At 58.4% G+C, this 20,043-nt stretch carries 18 protein-coding genes; 12 read left to right on the plus strand and 6 right to left on the minus strand.

Translation table 11 applies throughout. The annotated features are described in order from the left end of the window. Positions 1-717, minus strand: a 717-nt coding sequence (locus PW844_RS11575) for an ABC transporter permease (RefSeq protein ID WP_299451709.1), incomplete at its 3' end; no start/stop codon positions are given. A gap of 18 nt (positions 718-735) precedes the next feature. Beyond that, a complete protein-coding gene (locus PW844_RS11580) occupies positions 736-2,310 on the minus strand; it encodes an ABC transporter substrate-binding protein (RefSeq protein ID WP_299451711.1) in 1,575 nt (524 codons plus the stop codon). Between the two features lie 382 nt (positions 2,311-2,692). On the opposite strand from PW844_RS11580, the gene PW844_RS11585 reads away from it, so the two are divergent. Genes PW844_RS11585 through PW844_RS11620 form a run of 8 tightly spaced genes read left to right on the plus strand, consistent with a single transcriptional unit; the run spans position 2,693 to position 10,819 of the window. Next, a complete protein-coding gene (locus tag PW844_RS11585; RefSeq protein ID WP_299451712.1) occupies positions 2,693-4,327 on the plus strand; it encodes a TIGR04028 family ABC transporter substrate-binding protein in 1,635 nt (544 codons plus the stop codon). Between the two features lie 56 nt (positions 4,328-4,383). Continuing rightward, the gene (locus PW844_RS11590) at positions 4,384-5,328 is read left to right on the plus strand and encodes an ABC transporter permease (protein ID WP_299452028.1); all 945 of its coding nucleotides are present in this window, start codon (positions 4,384-4,386) and stop codon (positions 5,326-5,328) included. Continuing rightward, complete coding sequence (locus tag PW844_RS11595; protein WP_299451714.1) at positions 5,325-6,230, plus strand: ABC transporter permease; 906 nt, start codon at positions 5,325-5,327, stop codon at positions 6,228-6,230. Before PW844_RS11590 ends, PW844_RS11595 begins: the two co-directional genes overlap by 4 nt. Then, on the plus strand, positions 6,227-7,921 hold the full coding sequence (locus tag PW844_RS11600; protein WP_299451715.1) for an ABC transporter ATP-binding protein: 1,695 nt from the start codon (positions 6,227-6,229) through the stop codon (positions 7,919-7,921). Before PW844_RS11595 ends, PW844_RS11600 begins: the two co-directional genes overlap by 4 nt. A gap of 4 nt (positions 7,922-7,925) precedes the next feature. Then, positions 7,926-8,975 carry a putative FMN-dependent luciferase-like monooxygenase gene (locus tag PW844_RS11605; RefSeq protein ID WP_299451717.1) on the plus strand — a complete coding sequence of 350 codons (1,050 nt, stop codon included), beginning with the start codon at positions 7,926-7,928 and terminating at the stop codon, positions 8,973-8,975. Positions 8,976-8,995: 20 nt separating this feature from the next. Beyond that, complete coding sequence (locus tag PW844_RS11610) at positions 8,996-9,640, plus strand: CMD domain protein (RefSeq protein WP_299451719.1); 645 nt, start codon at positions 8,996-8,998, stop codon at positions 9,638-9,640. Beyond that, positions 9,637-10,245, plus strand: a complete 609-nt coding sequence (locus PW844_RS11615) for an alkylhydroperoxidase domain protein (protein ID WP_299451721.1) — start codon at positions 9,637-9,639, stop codon at positions 10,243-10,245. Before PW844_RS11610 ends, PW844_RS11615 begins: the two co-directional genes overlap by 4 nt. A gap of 25 nt (positions 10,246-10,270) precedes the next feature. Then, entirely contained in the window at positions 10,271-10,819 is a 549-nt protein-coding gene (locus PW844_RS11620; RefSeq protein WP_299451722.1) for a cysteine hydrolase family protein, read from the plus strand. A 137-nt stretch (positions 10,820-10,956) separates the two neighbouring features. Here the strand turns inward: PW844_RS11620 and cysE are convergent, their stop codons facing one another. Further along, on the minus strand, positions 10,957-11,787 hold the full coding sequence (cysE, locus tag PW844_RS11625) for a serine O-acetyltransferase (RefSeq protein ID WP_299451723.1): 831 nt from the start codon (positions 11,785-11,787) through the stop codon (positions 10,957-10,959). A 487-nt stretch (positions 11,788-12,274) separates the two neighbouring features. On the opposite strand from cysE, the gene PW844_RS11630 reads away from it, so the two are divergent. Then, positions 12,275-12,481, plus strand: coding sequence for a hypothetical protein (locus PW844_RS11630; protein WP_299451725.1), 207 nt, complete (start codon positions 12,275-12,277; stop codon positions 12,479-12,481). Positions 12,482-12,616: 135 nt separating this feature from the next. Here the strand turns inward: PW844_RS11630 and PW844_RS11635 are convergent, their stop codons facing one another. The 3 genes from PW844_RS11635 to PW844_RS11645 all read right to left on the minus strand — a co-directional run bounded on the left by PW844_RS11635 (position 12,617) and on the right by PW844_RS11645 (position 15,302). After that, positions 12,617-13,384: a DUF2092 domain-containing protein gene (locus PW844_RS11635; RefSeq protein WP_299451727.1), complete on the minus strand. Its 768-nt coding sequence runs from the start codon at positions 13,382-13,384 to the stop codon at positions 12,617-12,619. Between the two features lie 161 nt (positions 13,385-13,545). Next, complete coding sequence (locus tag PW844_RS11640) at positions 13,546-14,349, minus strand: hypothetical protein (RefSeq protein ID WP_299451728.1); 804 nt, start codon at positions 14,347-14,349, stop codon at positions 13,546-13,548. An 80-nt stretch (positions 14,350-14,429) separates the two neighbouring features. Then, entirely contained in the window at positions 14,430-15,302 is an 873-nt protein-coding gene (locus tag PW844_RS11645; protein WP_299451729.1) for an HAD family hydrolase, read from the minus strand. A 45-nt stretch (positions 15,303-15,347) separates the two neighbouring features. On the opposite strand from PW844_RS11645, the gene PW844_RS11650 reads away from it, so the two are divergent. Genes PW844_RS11650 through fhuB form a run of 3 tightly spaced genes read left to right on the plus strand, consistent with a single transcriptional unit; the run spans position 15,348 to position 20,043 of the window. Then, positions 15,348-17,102, plus strand: coding sequence for a TonB-dependent siderophore receptor (locus PW844_RS11650; RefSeq protein ID WP_299452029.1), 1,755 nt, complete (start codon positions 15,348-15,350; stop codon positions 17,100-17,102). After that, positions 17,096-18,034 (plus strand): ABC transporter substrate-binding protein, encoded by a 939-nt coding sequence (locus PW844_RS11655; protein WP_299451730.1) that lies wholly within the window; start codon positions 17,096-17,098, stop codon positions 18,032-18,034. Before PW844_RS11650 ends, PW844_RS11655 begins: the two co-directional genes overlap by 7 nt. A gap of 14 nt (positions 18,035-18,048) precedes the next feature. Next, complete coding sequence (gene fhuB / locus PW844_RS11660) at positions 18,049-20,043, plus strand: Fe(3+)-hydroxamate ABC transporter permease FhuB (RefSeq protein WP_299451732.1); 1,995 nt, start codon at positions 18,049-18,051, stop codon at positions 20,041-20,043.

Here is a 20,043-nt window from a genome sequence, read left to right on the forward strand (position 1 = left end):
TGGCAGCACATTCCGCCAGACTTGCATGCGGAAGATTTGCAGCGACGACATTCCGGCGGCCCGGGCGAGTTTCACGTAGTCTGTCGACAGAATGTCAATGACGGCGGTTCGGATCAGCCGGGCGACAATGGCGATGGCGAGAACCGATGCTGCAAGCGAGGGCAGCACCAGATGGGTAGGAAGGTCTGTATAAGAGCCCCGCAATCGCATATTTCGCATGCCGGAAGACGGTAGCCAATTAAGCTCCTTTGCAAAAATCCATATGAGGATGATGCCCATCCAGAACACAGGAGTTGCGGCAAGGACCTCTGTCACGAACATGGCTGCCTTGTCGTACAGACTGCCGGCTCGGAATCCTGCAATGGTCCCGATCGTTACTCCCACCACGAGCGTTACCAACAAACTTGATAGCGCCAGCCAGAGGGTGTTTTGGTAGGCAGGCAGCAAAATATTGATGGCCGGGACCTGCGTGGCGATCGAGAGGCCGAAGTCCCCATGTATCAAACGCAGTAGCCAGCCGCCATATTGCTGCAAAAACGGGAGATCCAGTCCCATCTTGGTACGAAGGGCTGCAATTTGCTCGGCGGTGGAATTTTGGCCAAGCAGTGTCCGGACAGGATCAGCGGGCGAGGCATAGACGATTATGAATACTACCAGGCTGACAGCCGCCAAAATTATTGAGGCGGCTATCACCCGGCGCAGGAGGAAAGCAAGCATCCTGGCAAACCCCTTGGCCTACTTGTTGGAAAGCCAGACCTTCTTGAGATCATACCAAGCCTGGGCGGGCGAAACGAAGTCCTTTACGTTCTTCCCAACGGCATAGTGGGTTCGCTCAAGGAACAGCGGCAGCTTCCCTACGTCGCTCACAATAATGTCGTTTGCCTCGCGCCAATGGGCCTTTTCATCGGCCGGGTCCGTGGCTGCAATGGCTTTCGAGACTTCGGCATCGAATTTCTCGCTGCTGTATCCGCCGGTATTGGCGCCACTATGGCTTTCGCCAACGATCGACAACCAGTATGGCGTCAGGAAGCCCCATTCCATTGAACTCAAGGCGACATCCGCATCCGGTGTGCGTTCGCGCGCGAGAAAGCTGTTCCAATCATAGGATCTTACCTTGAGATTGATGCCAACCTTTGCAGCGTCGCGCTGAACCCATTCGGCAACTGGCTCACCACCTGCATAGATGTCGATCGTCCCACTGACGCCGCCTTCCAGGCCGGCATCTTTCAAGAGTTGCCTGGACTTTTCCGGGTCATAGGAAAATTTGTTGAATTCCGGGTCGAAGGCGTCGCTTCCGGGCACAAGTATGCTGTAGCCTGGGTTGGCAGTGCCTTTGAGCAGTTCCTTTGCCAGTGCTTCTCGATTTATTGAGTAGGCGAGAGCCTGGCGAACGCGAATGTCCTTGAACGCAGCGTTGGCGAAATTGATGTTGTAATAGTAGATTGAGGGAATGCTGACGTTGGGTACATCGAAGCCCTCCGACTTCAATCGATCGACCGAGTCCCGTGGCGGCCAGGAGATCAGGTCTACTTCGCCCGTTTCCAGCGCCGCGACGCGGGCATTGTTGTCCGGGATCGGCCGGAAAATAACCCGGTCGAGATAGGGTGCCTCGCCCCAGTAGCCATCATAGCGTTCGATCTCGACCGACTGGCCGCGAATTCTTTCAACAAACTTGAAAGGGCCGGTTCCTGTGGGGTGATCAGCGACGCCATCATTGCCGTATTTGCGGATCGACTCAGGGCTTGCGATCAAGCCCGTGCCTCCTGATCCTTGCGCCAGCAGGCGCAGGAGAGGGCTGAACGGCTGCTTGAAAGAAAGGACCACGGTAAAGTCGTCCGGAGTGTCGATCTTGTCCAGATAACGGTAGGTGTTTTTCAGGTTTCCAGCCGTGATCTGATCGTAGTATTGGAATGATGGATCCCAAGCCCGCCGAATATTGAACTCCACGGCCTTCGCGTTGAAATCTGTACCGTCCTGAAATTTCACGCCGTGCCGCAACTTGAACGTATAGACTTTCCCGTCCGGGGAAATGCTCCAGGTTTCAGCCAGATCTGGAATGATCGGCGGAGACGGCACGTCATTTCCAGACTTCGAAAGATCTTCGGTAACGAGCGCGTCGAAGATATGGCGTGTTATTCGAAAAGTTTCCCAGCCACCCTCGCGACCAGGATCCAGCTGCGTGATCTCGGCGTTCTGCCCTATTACAAGAGTTCCGCCGGTTTTTTCGGAATTGGCAGCCGACGCAATGTGCGGCACCAATAGTAAGCTGCTCAGTGCCAAAGCCGATTTGATGCTACGCAGAAGTTGCATATTTTCCTCGTTCTGTGAAGAATGTCTTGTGCTGTCAGATTTTCGTTTGCGCGCACTCTTAAAGACCGGACATATTTGCTCCAGCCATAAATTTATAAAATCGATAGCTATTGTAGATAATTATTTTGAAATATCGGCTGGTGTCTTCTCGGGGCTAAGCTCCTTTGCCAACTGAACAGATTGTCTGCTCGGTCGGCATTCCGAATGTTGGGCGCTCCAGATATGCGGCTATTTTGCCAAAAGCGCTTCGTTTCCTCAATCGTGCCTGACACATCAGATTTGTTCCAAGACGACCGCCGAAAATAGAAGACTAATTGCATAGACAATATTGCATAAAGGCTGCATCGCCGTACCCTTTAGACATTGAAACTGAGGGTTTGAAATGCGTCGTGCAGCACTGCTTAAATCCATTGGAATTTCCGCAACCCTATTGACGACACTCATTGCATCAGCGGCGTTTTCGGAGGATGGCAAGCCGCTGACCGGCGGCACGCTGGTCTATCTGGAGCAGCAGGCACATACCAATCTTTATCCGCCGGCTGGCGGCTTTTATCCGAACGGCGGCGTGCTGAACCAGATTACCGACAAGCTGACCTACCAGAATCCGAAGACACTCGAGATCGAGCCGTGGATCGCCGAATCCTGGACGGTGAATGCCGATGCCACGGAATATACGTTCAAGATCCGAAAGGGCGCGACCTTCTCGGACGGGTCCCCGCTCGATGCCAACGCGATTGCCAGGAACTACGACACGTTCGGCCTGGGCAACAAGGAGCTCAAGCAGCCCGCCTCCGAGGTGCTGAACAACTACGAGCGTAGCGAAGTCGTCGATCCGCAGACCGTCAAGTTTCATTTCAAGAAATCATCGCCAGGTTTCCTGCAAGGTACGTCTGTCATCGGCTCCGGCCTGGTGTCGCTGAAGACGCTGGCGCTTCCTTTTGACCAGCTGGGCGATGCGACGAAGATCGTCGGCTCGGGTCCTTTCGTGGTCGACAGCGAGACAACGGGCAAGGAGCTCACGCTGAAGGCTCGCCCGGATTACAACTGGGGGCCGGCCAAATCCGCCCATCAGGGTCGCGCCTATCTTGACGGCATCAAATATATCATCACGGGCGAGGACAGCGTGCGCATTGGCGCGCTGCTCGCCGGCCAGGCCGATTTTATTCGCCAGCTGCAGGCCTATGACGAGAAGCAGGTGTCGGACCAGAGTTTCGCGATCTACGCGGCCCCGACGCGCGGGGTGAATGACAGCATTGCCTTCCGTCCGGACAATCCGCTTGTGGCGGATGTCAAGGTTCGCCAGGCGCTGCTGCATGCCACCAACAACAAGGAGATCGTCGAGGCGCTTTTCTCACCGAACTACCCTGTTGCAAAGACAGTGATCTCATCTGCGGCTTCGGCGTACGACGACCTTTCCGCCAAGCTTTCCTTCGATCCGGCGCTCGCCGCCCAGCTTCTTGACGAGGCCGGCTGGAAGGCTGGTGCGGGCGGTGTACGCGAGAAGGATGGAAAGCCCCTGTCACTGGCGGTCTATGAATCACTGCCACAACCGCAGAACAAGGCCGTCCTTCAGCTTGTGGCCCAGCAGTGGGCAAAGGTCGGCGTGAAGCTCCAGGTTCTGGCTGGAACCTCGGGAAATGCGGTCACCGACAATCTCGATCCTGCCAAGACGCCGTTGGTCGTTGCCGAGGTGGGCCGTGCCGATCCCGATGTCATCAAGAGCCAGTTCTATCCCAAAAACCGTGATGCATTGCTGCAGAAGGGTGGATTGAATGCCAAGGCGACTTTCACCGATGCCAAGCTGAACGGCATCCTGGAAGATGTCGCCTCGCAAACGAATAGCGCAAGCCGTCTACAGGCGGCGAAGGCCGCGCAGGAATACCTCCTCGACCAGGCTTATGTCATTCCAATCTTCGAGGAGCCGCAGGTCTTCGCGGGCGCGCCTTATGTAAAGGGCGTCGGCTTCGAGGCGGTCGGGCGGCCGTCCTTTTACGATACATGGCTTGCCGAACATTGATGAGCGAGCCCGCCCGGCACCTGGCCGGACGGGCGCTTTCAGAAAGCACGGTTGAAATGAAGACATATCTCGCATCGAGACTGGCACAGGCGCTCTTCGTCCTCTGGGCGGCCTTCACGGCGTCCTTCGTTCTCCTGCAGGCCATGCCGGGCGATGCGGTGCTGATCAAGTTTCAGAACCCCGATTATGGTCTCAGCCCCGAGCAGATTGCCGAAATCCGCTCTGCCTATGGCGCGGACGGGTCGATCCTCCAACAGTATTTCGACACCGCCGGCCGCTTCCTGACGGGGGACTTCGGCTATTCGCTTCAGGCCGGCGTCAGTGTCGCCAGCCAGCTGTCGGCCAATATTCCACCGACGCTGCTTCTGACCGCGCTCGGCTTTCTGGCAGCCACCATACTGGCCTTCGGCATAGCGGTGCTGGCCAACGTTCCGGGTTTGAGACGCATCCGGGGTGTTTTTGTCTCCGCGCCGTCGATGCTGATTTCCGTCCCCACTTTCTGGTTGGGTATCATGCTGATCCAGATCTTTTCGTTTCGGTTCCGCCTGGTGCCAGTTATCAATCCAGGTCCTTGGCAGGGCCTCATCCTGCCTATCCTGACAGTAGCGGTACCGATTTCGGCGCCCCTGGCGCAGATCCTGCTAAAGAACATCGACGAGGTAGTGACGCGGCCTTTCGTGGCTGTAGTGCGGTCCAAAGGCGCTTCGCAGGCCAGGGTTCTCTGGCGGCATGTCATCCGCAATGCCTCGTTGCCGGCACTGACGGTGGCCGGGCTGCTTTTCGGCGAACTGCTGACCAATGCCGTCATCACCGAGACTGTCTTTGGCCTGAATGGCGTCGGTCGACTGACCAAGCTGGCGGTCGACAATGAAGATGTGGCCGTCCTGCAGGCGATCGTGGTGCTGTCGGCTGCTGCATTTGTCATCATCAACCTTTTCGTCGACCTGCTTTACCCTGTTCTTGATCCCCGCCTGAGGGCAACACCGGGAGCCGGTCGATGAGCATTCTTGAAATCGCCGCGCAAGACCGGCAGGGGGAAGACACCGGAGCCGTGTCACAGCAGCCGGCCAAGGATATCGTGAAGGTATCCGCCAGCAGGCGTTGGACCTCGCGCTATCCGCCCGGCCTTATCCTGGCATCCATCATCCTGTTGATCGTGGTGTCGTGGGCGCTCGTTCCTTCCGTCTTCACCGCCTACGATCCGTTGCAGGGAACCCCAAGCGAGCACCTTCGTGCGCCAAGTCTTTCCCATCTGCTGGGAACGGATTCGCTTGGGCGCGACCTCTATGCCCGCATGGTCTACGGCGCGGTGCATTCGCTCTCCGGCGCGCTGGCTGCGGTCGCGATCGGCCTTGTCGTCGGCAGCGTCATCGGCATCCTGGCGGGCTCGATCGGCCGGTGGGTAGATGCCGCGCTGATGCGCTTCATCGATGTGCTGCTGTCCATCCCGGTGCTGCTGCTTTCGCTGAGTGTCATCATCCTGCTTGGCTTCGGAACGGTCCATGCGGCCATTGCCGTCGGCGTTACTTCCATCGCCAATTTCGCGCGTCTCGTGCGCTCCGAAGTGCTGAGCGTGCGCCGAAGCGAATATGTCGAGGCGGCTTTCGGCAGCGGCGGCACGTTTCGCAGCGTCGTCTGGCGCCATGTCCTGCCGAATTCCATGACGACGGTCATTCCCTTTGCCGCGCTCCAGACCGGATGGGCTATCCTGCAGCTTTCCACCCTTGGCTTCCTGGGCTACGGCGCACCGCCGCCCACGCCGGAATGGGGCCTGCTGATCGCCGAAGGCCGCAACTACATTGCCACCGCTTGGTGGCTGACAACGGCGCCAGGTATCCTGGTCGTGCTTGTGGTCGTGTCGATCAACCGGCTCAGCCAGTCGATGAGGAGGGTTCAGAGATGATACAGTCCATAGAAAGGCCACGTCCGGAGGCGCCGCTATCGGCAACCGTGCTCGATGTGAAGGGACTGCGGGTTGCCTATCTTGCGGCAAGCAGTTTCCGGATAGCTGTCGAGGGTGCGGATTTCCGGATCGGCACCGGCGAGGTGGTGGCGATCGTCGGTGAATCCGGCTCGGGAAAGAGCACCATCGCGCAGGCCATCATGGGACTTCTACCGACCAGTGGCATCGTCGAGGCCGGCAGCATCTTGGTCAATGGCCAGGACATCGTCCGTTGGCCGGACAGGCGTTTGCAGGCCATGCGCGGCGCGGTCGTCAGCCTCGTGCCGCAGGATCCCGGCAATTCGCTCAATCCGGTGAAGACGATCGGCAAGCAGGTGGCCGAGATACTGGCCATCCATCAGGGCGCGACGGGCCCCGTTGCCTACGCGCAAGCCATCTCCCTGCTGGAGCGCGTCGGCCTCGACCAGCCGAGGCTGAGGGCCCAGCAATATCCGCACGAACTATCGGGCGGCATGAAGCAACGCGCGCTGATTGCGATCGCCATAGCGCTTCGCCCGGCGCTGATCATTGCCGACGAGCCGACGAGTGCGCTCGATGTGACTGTCCAGCGGCATATTCTCGATCTTATCGATGACCTGCGCCGGGAGTTCGGTACTTCGGTCCTGCTGATCACCCATGATCTTGGCATTGCCGCGGATCGGGCAGACCGGATCATCGTCATGCGCCGCGGCGTCATAGAGGAACAGGGCAGGGCTGCCGATATACTGAAACACCCGGCCAATCCCTACACTAAGCAGTTGTTTGCCGATGCACCGTCGCTAGGGAGCCCGACGGCGCGCGCCCTGCCGTCTCCTGCCTTCGCGCCGGCGCGCGCCACCGACGCCATAATCCGAGTGGAAGGCCTTACCCAGAATTTTCGACTTGCTGGAAAGAATGCCGATTTCCGCGCTGTCGATGACGTCTCCTTCGATGTCGCTCGTGGAACGACCCACGCGCTCGTCGGTGAATCCGGCTCTGGCAAGACGACGACGATCCGCATCATCACCGGCTTTCAGAAGCCGACGGCAGGCAGGGTGGTGATCGATGCGCAGGACATATCGGAATTGCACGGCGAGGCTTTGCGGCAGTTCAGGAGGAAGATCCAGCTCGTCTATCAGAATCCGTTCGCATCGCTCGATCCGCGCCAGAGCGTGTTCGATATCATCGAAGAGCCGCTGCTGAATTTTGAGGCGGTACGGAAAGAGCAGCGGGCAGCGAAAGTTGCGGGCTTGATCCAACAGGTGGGGCTGCCAGCGGATGTTGCCCAACGGCGGCCGCATGCGCTTTCCGGTGGTCAGCGCCAGCGGGTGGCCATTGCCAGGGCACTAGTGCTCGATCCGGAAATCCTCGTCCTCGACGAAGCCGTTTCCGCATTGGACGTCACGATCCAGGCACAGATACTGTCGCTGCTCGACGTGCTGCAGCGCGATCTCGGCCTCACCTACCTTTTCGTGTCTCATGATCTTTCTGTCGTGCGGCAGATCGCGGACACGGTGTCGGTGCTCCATGGTGGAAAGCTCGTGGAGAGCGGGCCGGTTGAACAGGTCTTCGGCAGGCCGGCAAGTGCCTACACCCGCGAATTGATCGCCGCCATTCCAGGCAGGCGTCATCAGTTACCTGGCGTGCCGGGCGCAAACAGCGGAGCAGGATAAGAGCATGGGAAAGACATCTCCAACAAAACGGCTTGGGTTCTTCAGCCGGATACTCGACCAGACCGATGCGGCCAGCCGCTATCGCCTCGTCAGCCAGCAGATCATCCATGCGGAGGCCTTCGGTTTCGACAGCGCCTGGGTTGCCCAACATCATTTCGACGGCGACGAGGGCGGCCTGCCCGCGCCCCTGGTTTTCCTGGCGAGCCTTGCGTCGCAGACCTCGACCATCCGACTGGGCACCGGCGTTATAACCCTGCCGATGGAAAATCCGGTGCGGGTGGCGGAAGACACCGCAGTGCTCGATCTTCTCCTGAACGGCCGGCTGGAAATCGGCTTCGGCACCGGCGGCACGCCGAAGGCGTTCCTGCCGTTCGGTATCGAAAGCGGCGAGCGCGGTGAAATCTACGGCAGGCATCTGCAGACAGTGCGGGATGCCTGGGCCGGGCTGGAGCTGAAAGGCGACAACCGCATCTATCCGACGGCCCCCTATCTGCTGGATCGGGTCTGGCAGTCCACTTTTTCCGTCGCAGGTGGCGAGCGAGCCGGAAAGGCGGGTGACGGTTTGCTATTATCTCGCACCCAGCCGCGCCCGCCCGAAGCACCACATGCACGCCTGTGGGACCTGCAAAATCCGATCATCGACGCCTATTTCGCAGCGCTGCCGGCCGGCAGGACGCCGAGGATTCTCGGCTCCCGCACGCTCTTTGTAGCCGATGACCGCAAGGAGGCCCTGCGTTTTGCAGATCTTGGGCTGCGCCGGATCGCTGAACGTTTTGCGGCCAACGGATTCAAATTGGAAGGCAACAGCCTGGACGATCTGATAAGGGCCTTCGACGTCCATGTCGGCACGCCCGCGGATGTGATTGAAACACTGACCGCAGACACGTCGCTTGCCCGCGTGACGGATCTCGCGTTTCAGGTTCACTCGGTCGATCCGCCGCACGACCACATACTTCGCTCGCTTGAACTCACTGCCAAACTCGTGGCACCGGCGCTGGGCTGGGTGTCGCCAACTGCCATTCGCGATCAGCAGCGCGTGGCCGCTTCTATCTGACAGAATACAAGGAAGATCCCATGGCATCGACAACACCTGACATCATCGACCTGCTGGTCGGCGTGGCACCCGGCTCGCCCATCGATCTCATTCGGGCGGAGAGGCCCGAAACAAAGCTGAATGCCCAGAAAAGCTATCTTGCACTTTTCGAGCCGGCACATATCGGCGATATCGATTTGCAGGAGCGCCACGCCATTGCAGCCTTCGTCACCCTGCTTCACGCCTGCGAAAGAGCTGCGGATTTCTATCGCGAGAGGCTTTCCTCGAATGGCGCCAGCCCGTCGTTTCTAGCCGCTATCCGGGCGGAAAGTGAAAGAGGCCTGACCCGCGGGCCATACGGGAAATTTCCGCCCGGGCCGCTATCGGTCGAGAATACCGAGGGACCGATATTTGAGACCTCAGCCTTCAGCAGTTCCGTCCTCGGCCCCAAACTTGCAGCGGCGCTCAACCACACGCATCTTCTCGTTTTCCGGCCGCGTGATGCAAGCGCGGCGGCACTGCAAAAGCTGCTTGATGCCGGCTGGTCCAACGGAGCGATCGTAACACTGTCCCAGATCGTTGCCTTCCTGTCGTTCCAGATCCGCGTCGTCATCGGCTTGACGGCACTGGCGCAATCCGCTGGGCTTGAGAAGGGCGTGACCGCGCAAAAGGAGATTGTCGCATGAGCACCAAAGTAATCGAAGTCAGCGAAGATGATCGTCCCAATGTCTTCACGCAAAAGGAAATCGGCTGGACGCCTTGGTTGGAGCCTCTTGTCGAAAGCGAGTTGACCGAGCGTCACTGGGCAGGCCTTGTCGACGCCTCGCGATCGAAATCCACCTACTTCATGCTGCTTGCCCGAGATCCTGAAATTCTGGAAGCGCGTACCAAGACCGACAAGGATATTTTCTACAACACCGGCGGCGGCCTGCCGCGTGCCGAGCGCGAGTTGTCTGCGACAGCGGCCTCCCGGTACAATGGCTGCATCTTCTGCGCATCGGTCCACGCGCGCTTCGCTTCGCACCATTCGAAGCGCACGTCGGATTTGCAGACGCTGCTCGACGAGGGCGTGGAAGCCGATCTGGGGCACCGCTGGAATGCGGTTGTTGCCGCCTCTGTCGCCATCACGGCTACGCCGTCGGAGTTCGGTGGGGAGCAGATCGGGCGTCTGCGAGCGCAGGGCCTAGCCGATCTCGAAATTGCCGACCTCATTCATGGGGCAGCATTCTTCAACTGGGCCAATCGCCTGATGCTATCGCTGGGCGAGCCTACGCCGGCTGTCCAGTCTTGAGCAGCTAGAACGAAAGACGACTGTCATGTCCAACGAGGCACTTATCATCATCGACTTGCAGAACGACTATTTCCCGGGCGGCAAGCTGCCGCTGGTCGGGATCGAGGCGGCCACCGCCAATGCCGCGAAAGTAATTGCCGCTGCGCGGGCCTCTCGAATACCCGTTATTCATGTGCAGCACCACGCCGTGAAACCGGATGCGCCGTTCTTCGTGCCTGGGACACCGGGCGTGCAAATCCACGCCTCAGTCAAACCTGAGGAGGGCGAGTCAGTCGTGACCAAGAACTACACGAATTCGTTTCGCGCCACATCGCTCGGAAATCTGCTGGGTGACAAGGGGATCAGGGAGGTCACCATTGCGGGTGCGATGAGCCACATGTGCATCGACGCCGCAACAAGGGCGGCGGCGGATCTGGGCTTTTCGGTAACGGTTCTTCACGACGCCTGCGCAACTCGGGATCTGCATTTTGAAGACCGGGTCGTTGCCGCAGCCGACGTACACGCCGCCTATATGGCAGCACTCGCTGCTTCCTATGCGTCAGTGGTTTCGACGGACAGCTGGCTGGCGCGATAAACGCCCAAACCTGGAAATCGCGCAGGTGGGAAACTCACCCGAGACAGAACAAGAGGCCAAGCGTCAGCCCTGTCACGAGTTGGCGCGAATTATATCGGCACTCGGGCAAGAGATTGGAGATTTTTCAGCAGAGCCGTTTAAATCATATATTCGGGCTCGTTGATCGTCTGTTCCATGCTGATCCCGGGCAGGTCGGAGTTGGGCTTGCCGACGATCCGGGCCGGCACCCCTGCAACCGAGGTATGCGCCGCAACCTCCGACACCACGACGCTGCCGGCACCGACCTTGGCGCCTATTCCGACCTCAATATTGCCAAGGATTTTCGCCCCAGCACCGATCAGGGCGCCTCGGCGGATTTTAGGATGGCGATCGCCGATCTCCTTGCCGGTGCCACCCAGGGTCACATCCTGGAGAATGGAAACCTCATCTTCCACTACCGCCGTTTCGCCGATGACCAGGCCGCTTCCATGATCCAGCATTATACCTTTGCCCATCCGGGCTGCCGGATGGATGTCTATGCCCAGCACTTCGGAAATTCTGCTCTGGATGTGGCGTGCCATGTGAACCTTGTCATGGTTCCACAGCCAATGGCCGATCCGGTGTCCCTGTAAAGCCAGGAAGCCCTTGAAATAAAGAAACGGCGTCAAGATCTCGGCGTTGCTCGGATCCCGGTCTCTGATGGCCTGAAGGTCCAGCTTGGCCGAAAGCAGGATGTCCGGGTCGTTCCCGAATATGTCGCCGATGAGCGAGATGAGTTCCTCCTGGCCGATGTCGGAGTTGGCGAGCTTTTCCGCGATGCGGTGCCCAAGTGCCTCGGCAAAGCTGCGATGGTAGAGGATGGCAAGATTCATCGCGCGGGTGAGGCGGGAATCGTTCTCCACGGCAGCACGCGCTTCGCTGCAAAGCTTTTCCCACATCAGATCCGCGGTGGATCCTGCCCTATCCGCGCTGTATTCCGCGTCTTCCATGTTTCTCGGTTGAACCATTTCCATTGTCCCGGCAAGTCGCGCGTTTCAAACACCAAAGACATAGGGCGGAACGGAAAAATGGGAGAGAAATTATTCCAATTTCATGCCTCGCAGGACAAAATCCGTTCGGCAGCCAATTGACATCTGTCAGTTGGTCCGCACGGCGAAGGACACTGCCGATCTCAAGTGTGGCCGCGAACGGGCGGCTCGCGCCGCCCGTTGATCAGTGCCGGAGATCACCTCGGGTCCGGGACCGCAACGTATACCACAGTGTGACCGTCATAACGGGGAGCGAACCACCGTCCACTGCAGTCCTTGTAGGAAATTCCGCTAACGACATAATTCGTGCATTCCGGCGGGATGGTGGCGACTACGGTGCCGATCGCGATCGCCGTCGCCGTCGCAGCACCCCACGCAGCGGCCGGTCCCCAGTATCCTGGGTAATATGGTCCCGGAGGCGGTGGGGGACCCCAGCCATGCGGGCCTGGTGGCGGTCCGGGCGGACGGGGACCCGGACCCGGAGGATGCGGTCCCGGCCCCGGGGGATGTGGCCCAGGTCCAGGGCCAGGCGGATGCGGGTGACCGCCGCCATTTGGTGGGTGGTGACCGGAGGGATGCGGGGCCGGGCCGTGAGGCGGATGCATTCCGCCGCCAGCCGGATGATACTGAGGCTGGAAATGGGCAGGGCCGTTGAAACCCCCGCGATGGAAGCCGCCGCCACCGAAATTCATGCGAGGCACTCGGCCACCGAAGCCGCCACGGGCCTCGGCGATCTGCGGGACGACAAGCGCGATCCCCAGGAAAGCGCCGATGAAGATGCCGGGCTTTCTCATTTTTTTCTCTCCTCTCCTACAAATCCGATCTTCGCCGATCCTTCCGCCGGCTTATATTCGAACGTGTCCGCAGGAATATCGGCGTTCTCGGTCCAGTGCAGGACCGTGGTGATGCGAGGGCGCGTGTTTTCCTGTCGGTCCACGAGCGATATCTTCAGAGGCAGTGGGCTGCCCTCGGTCGCGATCCAGATTTCCGCGTCCTGATCGGGACCGCGAAATGCCCAATGGGCGGTCTGCTTGCCGTCTACCGCGGCATGGCCCACCAGAAAGCCTTCGCGGATGATGTTGATAGGGGCGTCCCTGGTCCCCCAGGCAAAAAGGTCGGCCAAGGGGAACTGAAGGTTATAGCGTTGCGCCGCCTTTTCGAGGGTTTCCTTGATTGTCGGTGGTGCGGGCACCTGTGCGTATGTCTTCTGGTCGGGAGAGGCGTAGATCAGTGTCTTGCCATCATATACGAGTTGACCGTGCACGACGTCGGTAATGAGATCGATACGCAGATGATCGGGCCGCTTGACCTCGTACGTAGCCTCGCCACCGATTTCAAGCTTCTGCTCGTCGTCGAGAACGACCTCACTCGTGGTATCTGCCTTGATTGTGAAGTTCTGAAGCGTCTGCAGATGGTCTCCCATCTTCTTGAGAGCCTCGATCGATGCAGGCTCAATGCGCGGTTCCTTCGGGGGTCTGTCCTTCGCCATAACGCCTCCCGTGACGAGCAGCATGACCGCTGTCGGGATTGCGAGGCGCGAGCCAAAACTTGCCTTCATCGGTTCCCTTCCTTTCATCCGCTTCGGTGCGGGACTATTTCAGCAAGGCAAGGAATGGGGTCTTACGGAAGTACGTTACGGTAAATTGGTACGTAAATTCGGCATTCCAAAGCGTGTTTCCGGGCAAACTGAGGGCCGTTTTGTACAGCATCCCCGCCATTTCATTGCGTCGGTCTGTGGATTGGGAACTGGAAGTTCACGCCAGCGAAGACCTGCCACCGCGGCGCTCCCGGACCGTCGTTCCAGACTGTATACTGGGGCTCTATGAAGGCGTTCATCGTTACGCCCTTGTCCAGCTGAAAGACCTTGCCTACGCCGAAGCCAACCGGGATATAGGACGCGCCGTTCTCCAGATTGAAGTTCCATGTCGCCGTGGAACGCAGATACCAGCCGTCCTTGAGATTGAGGTTGACGATCGGCTCGAAGGTCAGAAGGCGGACATCCTCACGGTCATGCTGTCCGGCGAAAGATGCCTGGTACGTGCCCAGTCCCGCAAGCAACCCCCAGTCCTGCGGCGCGACAACGATCCCTGCGCCACCCACCTGCCATTTCCCGTTGCCCAGAGTTTCGTCTGTCGCGGTCGGTGCGACGATCAGTGGCCCCGCCCCGAAGGTGACGTCGCCGTGTTTGGGAAGGACGAAGATGTCCATGATCGTCAGGTCGCCAAGTCCCGTAACATAACCGTGTGGTACCTCCGGCGAAGTAGCGACCGGAAGCGTAAACCGGAAGAGCTGGGGCAAGCCGGACATGTCCGAGGGTACGAGGCCACGAAGCAGAAACTGGTTGGCGTGCGGGCGACCGGGCACGTCGATGAAGCTCGGGACGTAGTAGTCCTGAAGATTGATGGTGATCTTCGGCGTCAGCGGGTTGTTGGCATCGTTGACGTCCTGATGTTCCTGCGCAGCGGCGGTCGCCGCCGATCCGAGCACTGCGGCCCCGAAAGCTAAAATCTTCCATCCGTTCATGCGGCGTCCCCCGGTTTTCCCGATGGCGACGTCAGGACTGTCTGGTCCTTCGACAGGATAGCCGTCGCCGTTCGATGCGTTCAGTTCTGGAACGCATAGACCTTCTTCCAGTCGGCTTTCATATCGACGACCAGCCAGTTACGGCGCTCGGCCTCGTCGAGAGCTTTATCCAGCTTGCCGAAAGCCGATTGACGATCATAGGCATATTCCCTGTCGGCATCGGTGTGATGTACCAGCATTGCAAAGCCCGGTCCCTTGGTGGCCGTCACCCAACGAAGCATTTCGTAGTCGCCGTCGGAGTTCCCCGCGACGAAGATCGGTTTGCGGCCAATGAACTTGTTGATGCCCGACGGCTTGCCGGGGCCGTCGTCAATGAAATCGATCTTCGGCAGGCGCTTCAGCACCGGCACGTCGCCGACGATGGAATATTCGGTAGCAATCGTACTGCCGATCACCTGTTCAGGCGGAATGCCATAGGCTTTCTCGGTTATCGGCCGCATGAACTCGACGCCGCCGCCCGAGACGATGTACGTCTTGAAGCCGTTGGCGCGTAGGTAGTCGAGCAGCTCGCGCATTGGCAGGAAGGTCATCTCGTCATAGGGCCTGCCTGTCTTTGGATGTCTGGCAGTCGTAAACCAGTCGGCAACAATCTTTGCAAACTGGTCGGTGGTCATCCCGGCGTGTGTTGCCATGCCAAGGTCGATGATACCCTTTTCTCCGCTCTTGGCGACGCCTTTCATGTCTCCGGCTAGTATCGACTTGAAAGGCTCCTTCTCCTTCCATTCCGGATGCTGGGGCGCGAGCGTTTTTACCCGGTCAAGCATGAAGCCAAGCTGGAAGTAATAGGGCTGCTCCGACCAGAGTGTGCCGTCATTGTCGAAGACGGCAATGCGCGCTTCCGGGGCGACGTAGCCTTCGCCGCCTTCCGTGGTCGTCGATTTGACGAAATCCATGATCCGGCTCTTTGCAGCGGTGTCGTTCCACGATGGCAGAACTTCCTGGGCAATACCCCCGGCCCGTCCGGTGGCTTCGGCTATAACGTGACCAGCTTCGATCCCTATATGTTTGAGCGTATCGAAGTATTACACGGTCCCGCGTCCGTCCTTTATGGGCAGGGATCGCCGGGCGGCGTGGTGAATATGGTCAGCAAGTTACCGCAGAAAAATCAGCTGAATGAGGCAGGCGTACAAACGGGCAGTTATGGTCGTGCTCAGGGCTTTGTTGATGTTGGTGGCGCGCTGAATAATGACCAGACTGTGCTCTACCGCATCGCAGCAGACGGCTTTAATACCAGCAGTCAGACTGATTTTGTTAAGGAACGCCGCTTTTCCATCGCGCCCAGCCTCGCCTGGCAAATAAACAACGACACGCATTTAACGCTGTACGGTAATTATCAGACCGACCCGGATGCCGGATATTACAATTCTGTCCCCATTAATGGGGACATCAAGGTGCCACGCAGCCTGAACCCTGGCGATCCCAGCTTCGACAGCTTCCGCAAGACGCAAGGCGCGATTGGTGAAGAGTTAACTCACCGATTTAATGATGTCTGGTCAGTGAAACAAAGCTATCGCTTCCTGCGTAACAGCCAGAAATTACAGTATGTCGGGAATGACGGATTTAATGCTGATGGGAAAACCCTGAATCGCACCGCCTATCTCAACTATGGCGATGTTGACGCGCATACGCTCGATAATCAGGCACTGGCAACATTCGCCACCGGTGCGGTGTCTCACAAGGCAACGTTTGGCGTAGATTATCAGCACATCCGCTTCAGCCACTGGTTTTACAGCGCAGCCGCACCGTCGCTGAGCATCAGTAACCCGCAATATGGGCAGACGATCCCTACCCCCAATTTCATGTACGCCACCTCCACAGAGACGACGCTGGAGCAGCTCGGTGCTTACGGACAGGACCAGATTGATGTCGGTAACTGGTCGTTTTTATTAGGCATGAGGGAAGACTGGACCAACAACAGTACGCATTCCTTTAAAACGCAGGAGACACAATATCAGTCGGCCCGTGCGTTCACCTGGCGTACCGGTGCGGTTTATCAGTTTGCTAACGGAATCGCCCCCTACCTCAGCTACTCACAGTCCTTCCAGCCGCAGGTGGGAACGGATTATGAAGGTAAGGCGTTTACACCATCGAAAGGCGAACAATATGAGGCTGGCGTCAAGTTCCAGCCGAAGCACAGCAACAGCTTCATTACGCTTTCTTTGTTCCAGATAAATAAAACCGATGTCCAGACCAGCGATCCCGAACACTCAGGTTTTAGCGTATTGACCGGTGAAGTCAGATCCCGGGGAGTAGAAGCCGAGGCACACGCCAGCCTGACAGACCACTTACAGTTAATCGGTAGCTATACCTACACCGACATCACCAATACAAACAGCAACACCGCACAAGGTAAAGCCCCGGTGGGGATTCCACATAATACCGGCTCGCTGTGGGCGGATTACACCCAGTATTCCGGAGCACTGGCGGGCTGGCAGTTCGGGGCGGGTGTACGTTATATCGGTGGTTCTTACGGTGATACTAACAACACCTTCAAAACCTCCTCTGCAACCTTAGTGGACACCGCACTACGTTATGATTTGGGCCAGCTCAGTTCTTCGCTGGAAGGGTGGATGGCGTCACTGAACGCCAGCAATCTGTTTGACCGACACTATATTGCCAGCTGTACCGGTCAGTCTTATTGCTACTGGGGTGCGGGCCGCATGGTCCTGGCGGGTATCAAATACCAATGGTAAGTTCCGAATGCGCATTAGTCAGCCGACGTAATTTTCTGCGGCTGTCTGCCTTGCTCGGGCTGCAATTCACGCTGGCACAGGGAAGTGCTGCTGAGGTGCCGCCCTGCGGGAAGCGAATTGTCGTTCTCGACTGGATGCTGACAGAATCCCTGTTGCTGCTAGGGATCACCCCTGTTGCGGTAGCCAATCCCGATGGATTCCGACAGACTTTTCACGCCGTGACATTACCTGCGGCGGTGGCAGACGTTGGGTTGATTTATCAACCCAATCTGGAGCTGCTGACATTGTTACGCCCGGAACTGATCATTATCACACCTGCTCATGGCGTCATCGCTCCGCTGTTGCAGCGCATCGCGCCCATTCTTAACGTGGGTGAAGCCGATTCCTATGGACGATACTCCTTTGATCAAGCCAGTGCGGCATTGATGACTCTGGGTCATTTTTTCAACCGGGTGGCCATTGCACAGGCGGTGATTTTCAGGGCGCAGCACCTGTTCGAAACCGCCCGCAAACGCCTTGCGATGCTGCCGGGGGCGGCACAGCGAAAAGTGTTCATTGTACAGTTTATTGATGAAGCCTTCGTCCGCCTGGCGGGTGCCGGAAGTCTGTACGGTGATTTGCTTGCCAGGCTTGGGGTGACTAACGCCTGCCATGCCCCCACCGCCGTCTCTGGTTTCGCCACCACCGGCTATGGTGCGCTTTACGCTGAACCTGAAGCTTTGTTGATCGCCTTTTCGCCGATGCCCATCACCGTCAGGCTGATGTTGCAAAATAACCCGGTATGGCAGGCGCTGCCTTTTCGCCAGCCCGGCCACCATCTTTTTATTCCACCCGCACCGGCCAATGGCGGCGTGATGTCGGCAATAGCGTTCACTGACGCACTGGCCAGCGCCATTACCTCAGCGGCCAGCAGCCATGCCGGACCACCATGATCCTGGGTAAATTCATGAAGCGCCCTGTCGCTGTTTTCATCATCTTTATGATCTGCGCGCTGGCCGCTGCGCTTTTCTGGCTCAGAGTGTCCCACTATCTGCCGTTATCGTTATGGTACGCCGCCCTTGTAACCCCCAGGCCCGATAGCATCGGGGGGCTTATTTTTCTTTATAACGATCTGCCACGCCTGGCAATGGCCGGTATCTGCGGGGCCGGGCTGGCTTTTTCCGGCGTGGTCAGCCAGCAGATGTTGCGTAATCCGCTCGCGGAACCCATGACGCTGGGTATCGCCTCAGGGTCTTATCTGGTTCTATCGTTGGTGACGGTATTCTTCCCGGTCCTCTTCATCGCCGGAAGAGAATGGGTTGCTTTTGCCGGGGGCGGGCTGGCGCTGTGTTTTGTCATGCTGATTGCTTTGCGTCAGCGCACCTCGGGGGTCTCCCTGATTCTGGCGGGAATGATACTGAACCTGTGTTGCAGCGCGGTCGGGGTCATACTGGCGATTCTGTACTTCCGGCAATTAAGTTTTATGGCGCTATGGGGTGGTGGCTCTCTGGCACAGTATGACTGGCGCAGTACCACGCAACTCTTCCTGCACCTGCTGCCTTGTATTGGGTTTTGTCTGCTGTTTGCCCGGCCAATGGGCATCTATGGAACCGGAGACGTTCAGGCAAAGAACCTGGGCATTTCTGTGCCATGGCTGCTGGCGGCGACGATGGGTTCGGTGTTGCTGATCACTGCGCTGATTGTCAGCGCTGTGGGCATCATCGGTTTTGTCGGTCTCGGCGCACCGCATCTTGCGCGTCTTGCCGGTGCCCGTCGATTACGGGATCGCCTGTTGTGGGCATCAGTGCTTGGCATGGTCCTTCTGTGGCTGGCCGATGAGCTGGCACGTCGCCTGTCCGGACTGTGGGGGCTGATGATCCCGGTAGGTGCGGTCACGACTTTACTTGGCGCGCCAGTGATACTGGGTTATCTGTCACGCGCTAAAACGTCTGTGATACCGCGTGAAACCCGTGTGCTCCCCACTATGACGCTGCCCGCAGAGAAAAAAAGGTCCCCCCTGGCGCTGCTGACTTCTAATCTGGTATGCCTGCTGGTGCTGAGCCTGGTCTTCCTGGTGCTGGGGAAAGGGTTACATGGCTGGCAACTTGAATTTCCCTGGCATTCCGCCCCACGGGTCTCGCTGCGCCTGATACAGCTCACCGCCGCCATTTCCGTCGGGGTATTGCTGGCGATTGCCGGTGGCATCATCCAGAACCTATCAGGAAACACGATGGCCAGCCCGGACCTGCTGGGGATCACCGCCGGTGGCGCGCTGGGGATCATTGCCACCCTTTTTCTCTCGCCAGCCAATACGGGCAATATCGTGATTGGCTGTGCCCTGGGTTGCGGCGCGGTGTTACTGCTGCTGTTGCTGCTCGGCCGCCGATCCCACTATGCCCCGGAGACGCTGCTGCTGGCAGGTGTATCACTGACGCTTATCCTGCAAGCGGTATCTACCGTGGTGATGGCGAGTGGTGACCTGCGCGTTATGCAGTTGTTTAGTCTGTTAATCGGTTCCACTTATAGCGTCAGACCGCATCAGGCTGAAATTGTGCTCCTCTCGGCTATCGCTCTGGTTGCCATCCTGCCGCTGATTCAACGCTGGCTGGTGATATTGCCGTTGGGCACTCAGGTTGCTTACGGGCTGGGCATCAACATTCGCTTTGCACGCCTGGTGTTATGGCTGCTCAGTGCGTCAGCCACTGCCATGGCGACGATGATCGTCGGGCCTTTATCCTTTATCGGTCTGGTTGCGCCGCATATGGCCAGAATGCAGGGAGCGGATAAACCGCTCCCCTTTCTTCTCACCTCCGCCTCTTTTGGCGCGTTGCTGATGCTGGCTGCCGACTGGATTGGTCGATGGATGCTGTTTCCCAGGGAAATTGCTACCGGGGCAATTGCATCCCTGACTGGAGGGATCTATCTGGTGATTATTATGCTGCGGGGCCGCAGAGCAGCCTGA

It is taken from the genome of Pantoea sp. (assembly GCF_028283705.1).
Lineage (GTDB): Bacteria > Pseudomonadota > Gammaproteobacteria > Enterobacterales > Enterobacteriaceae > Pantoea.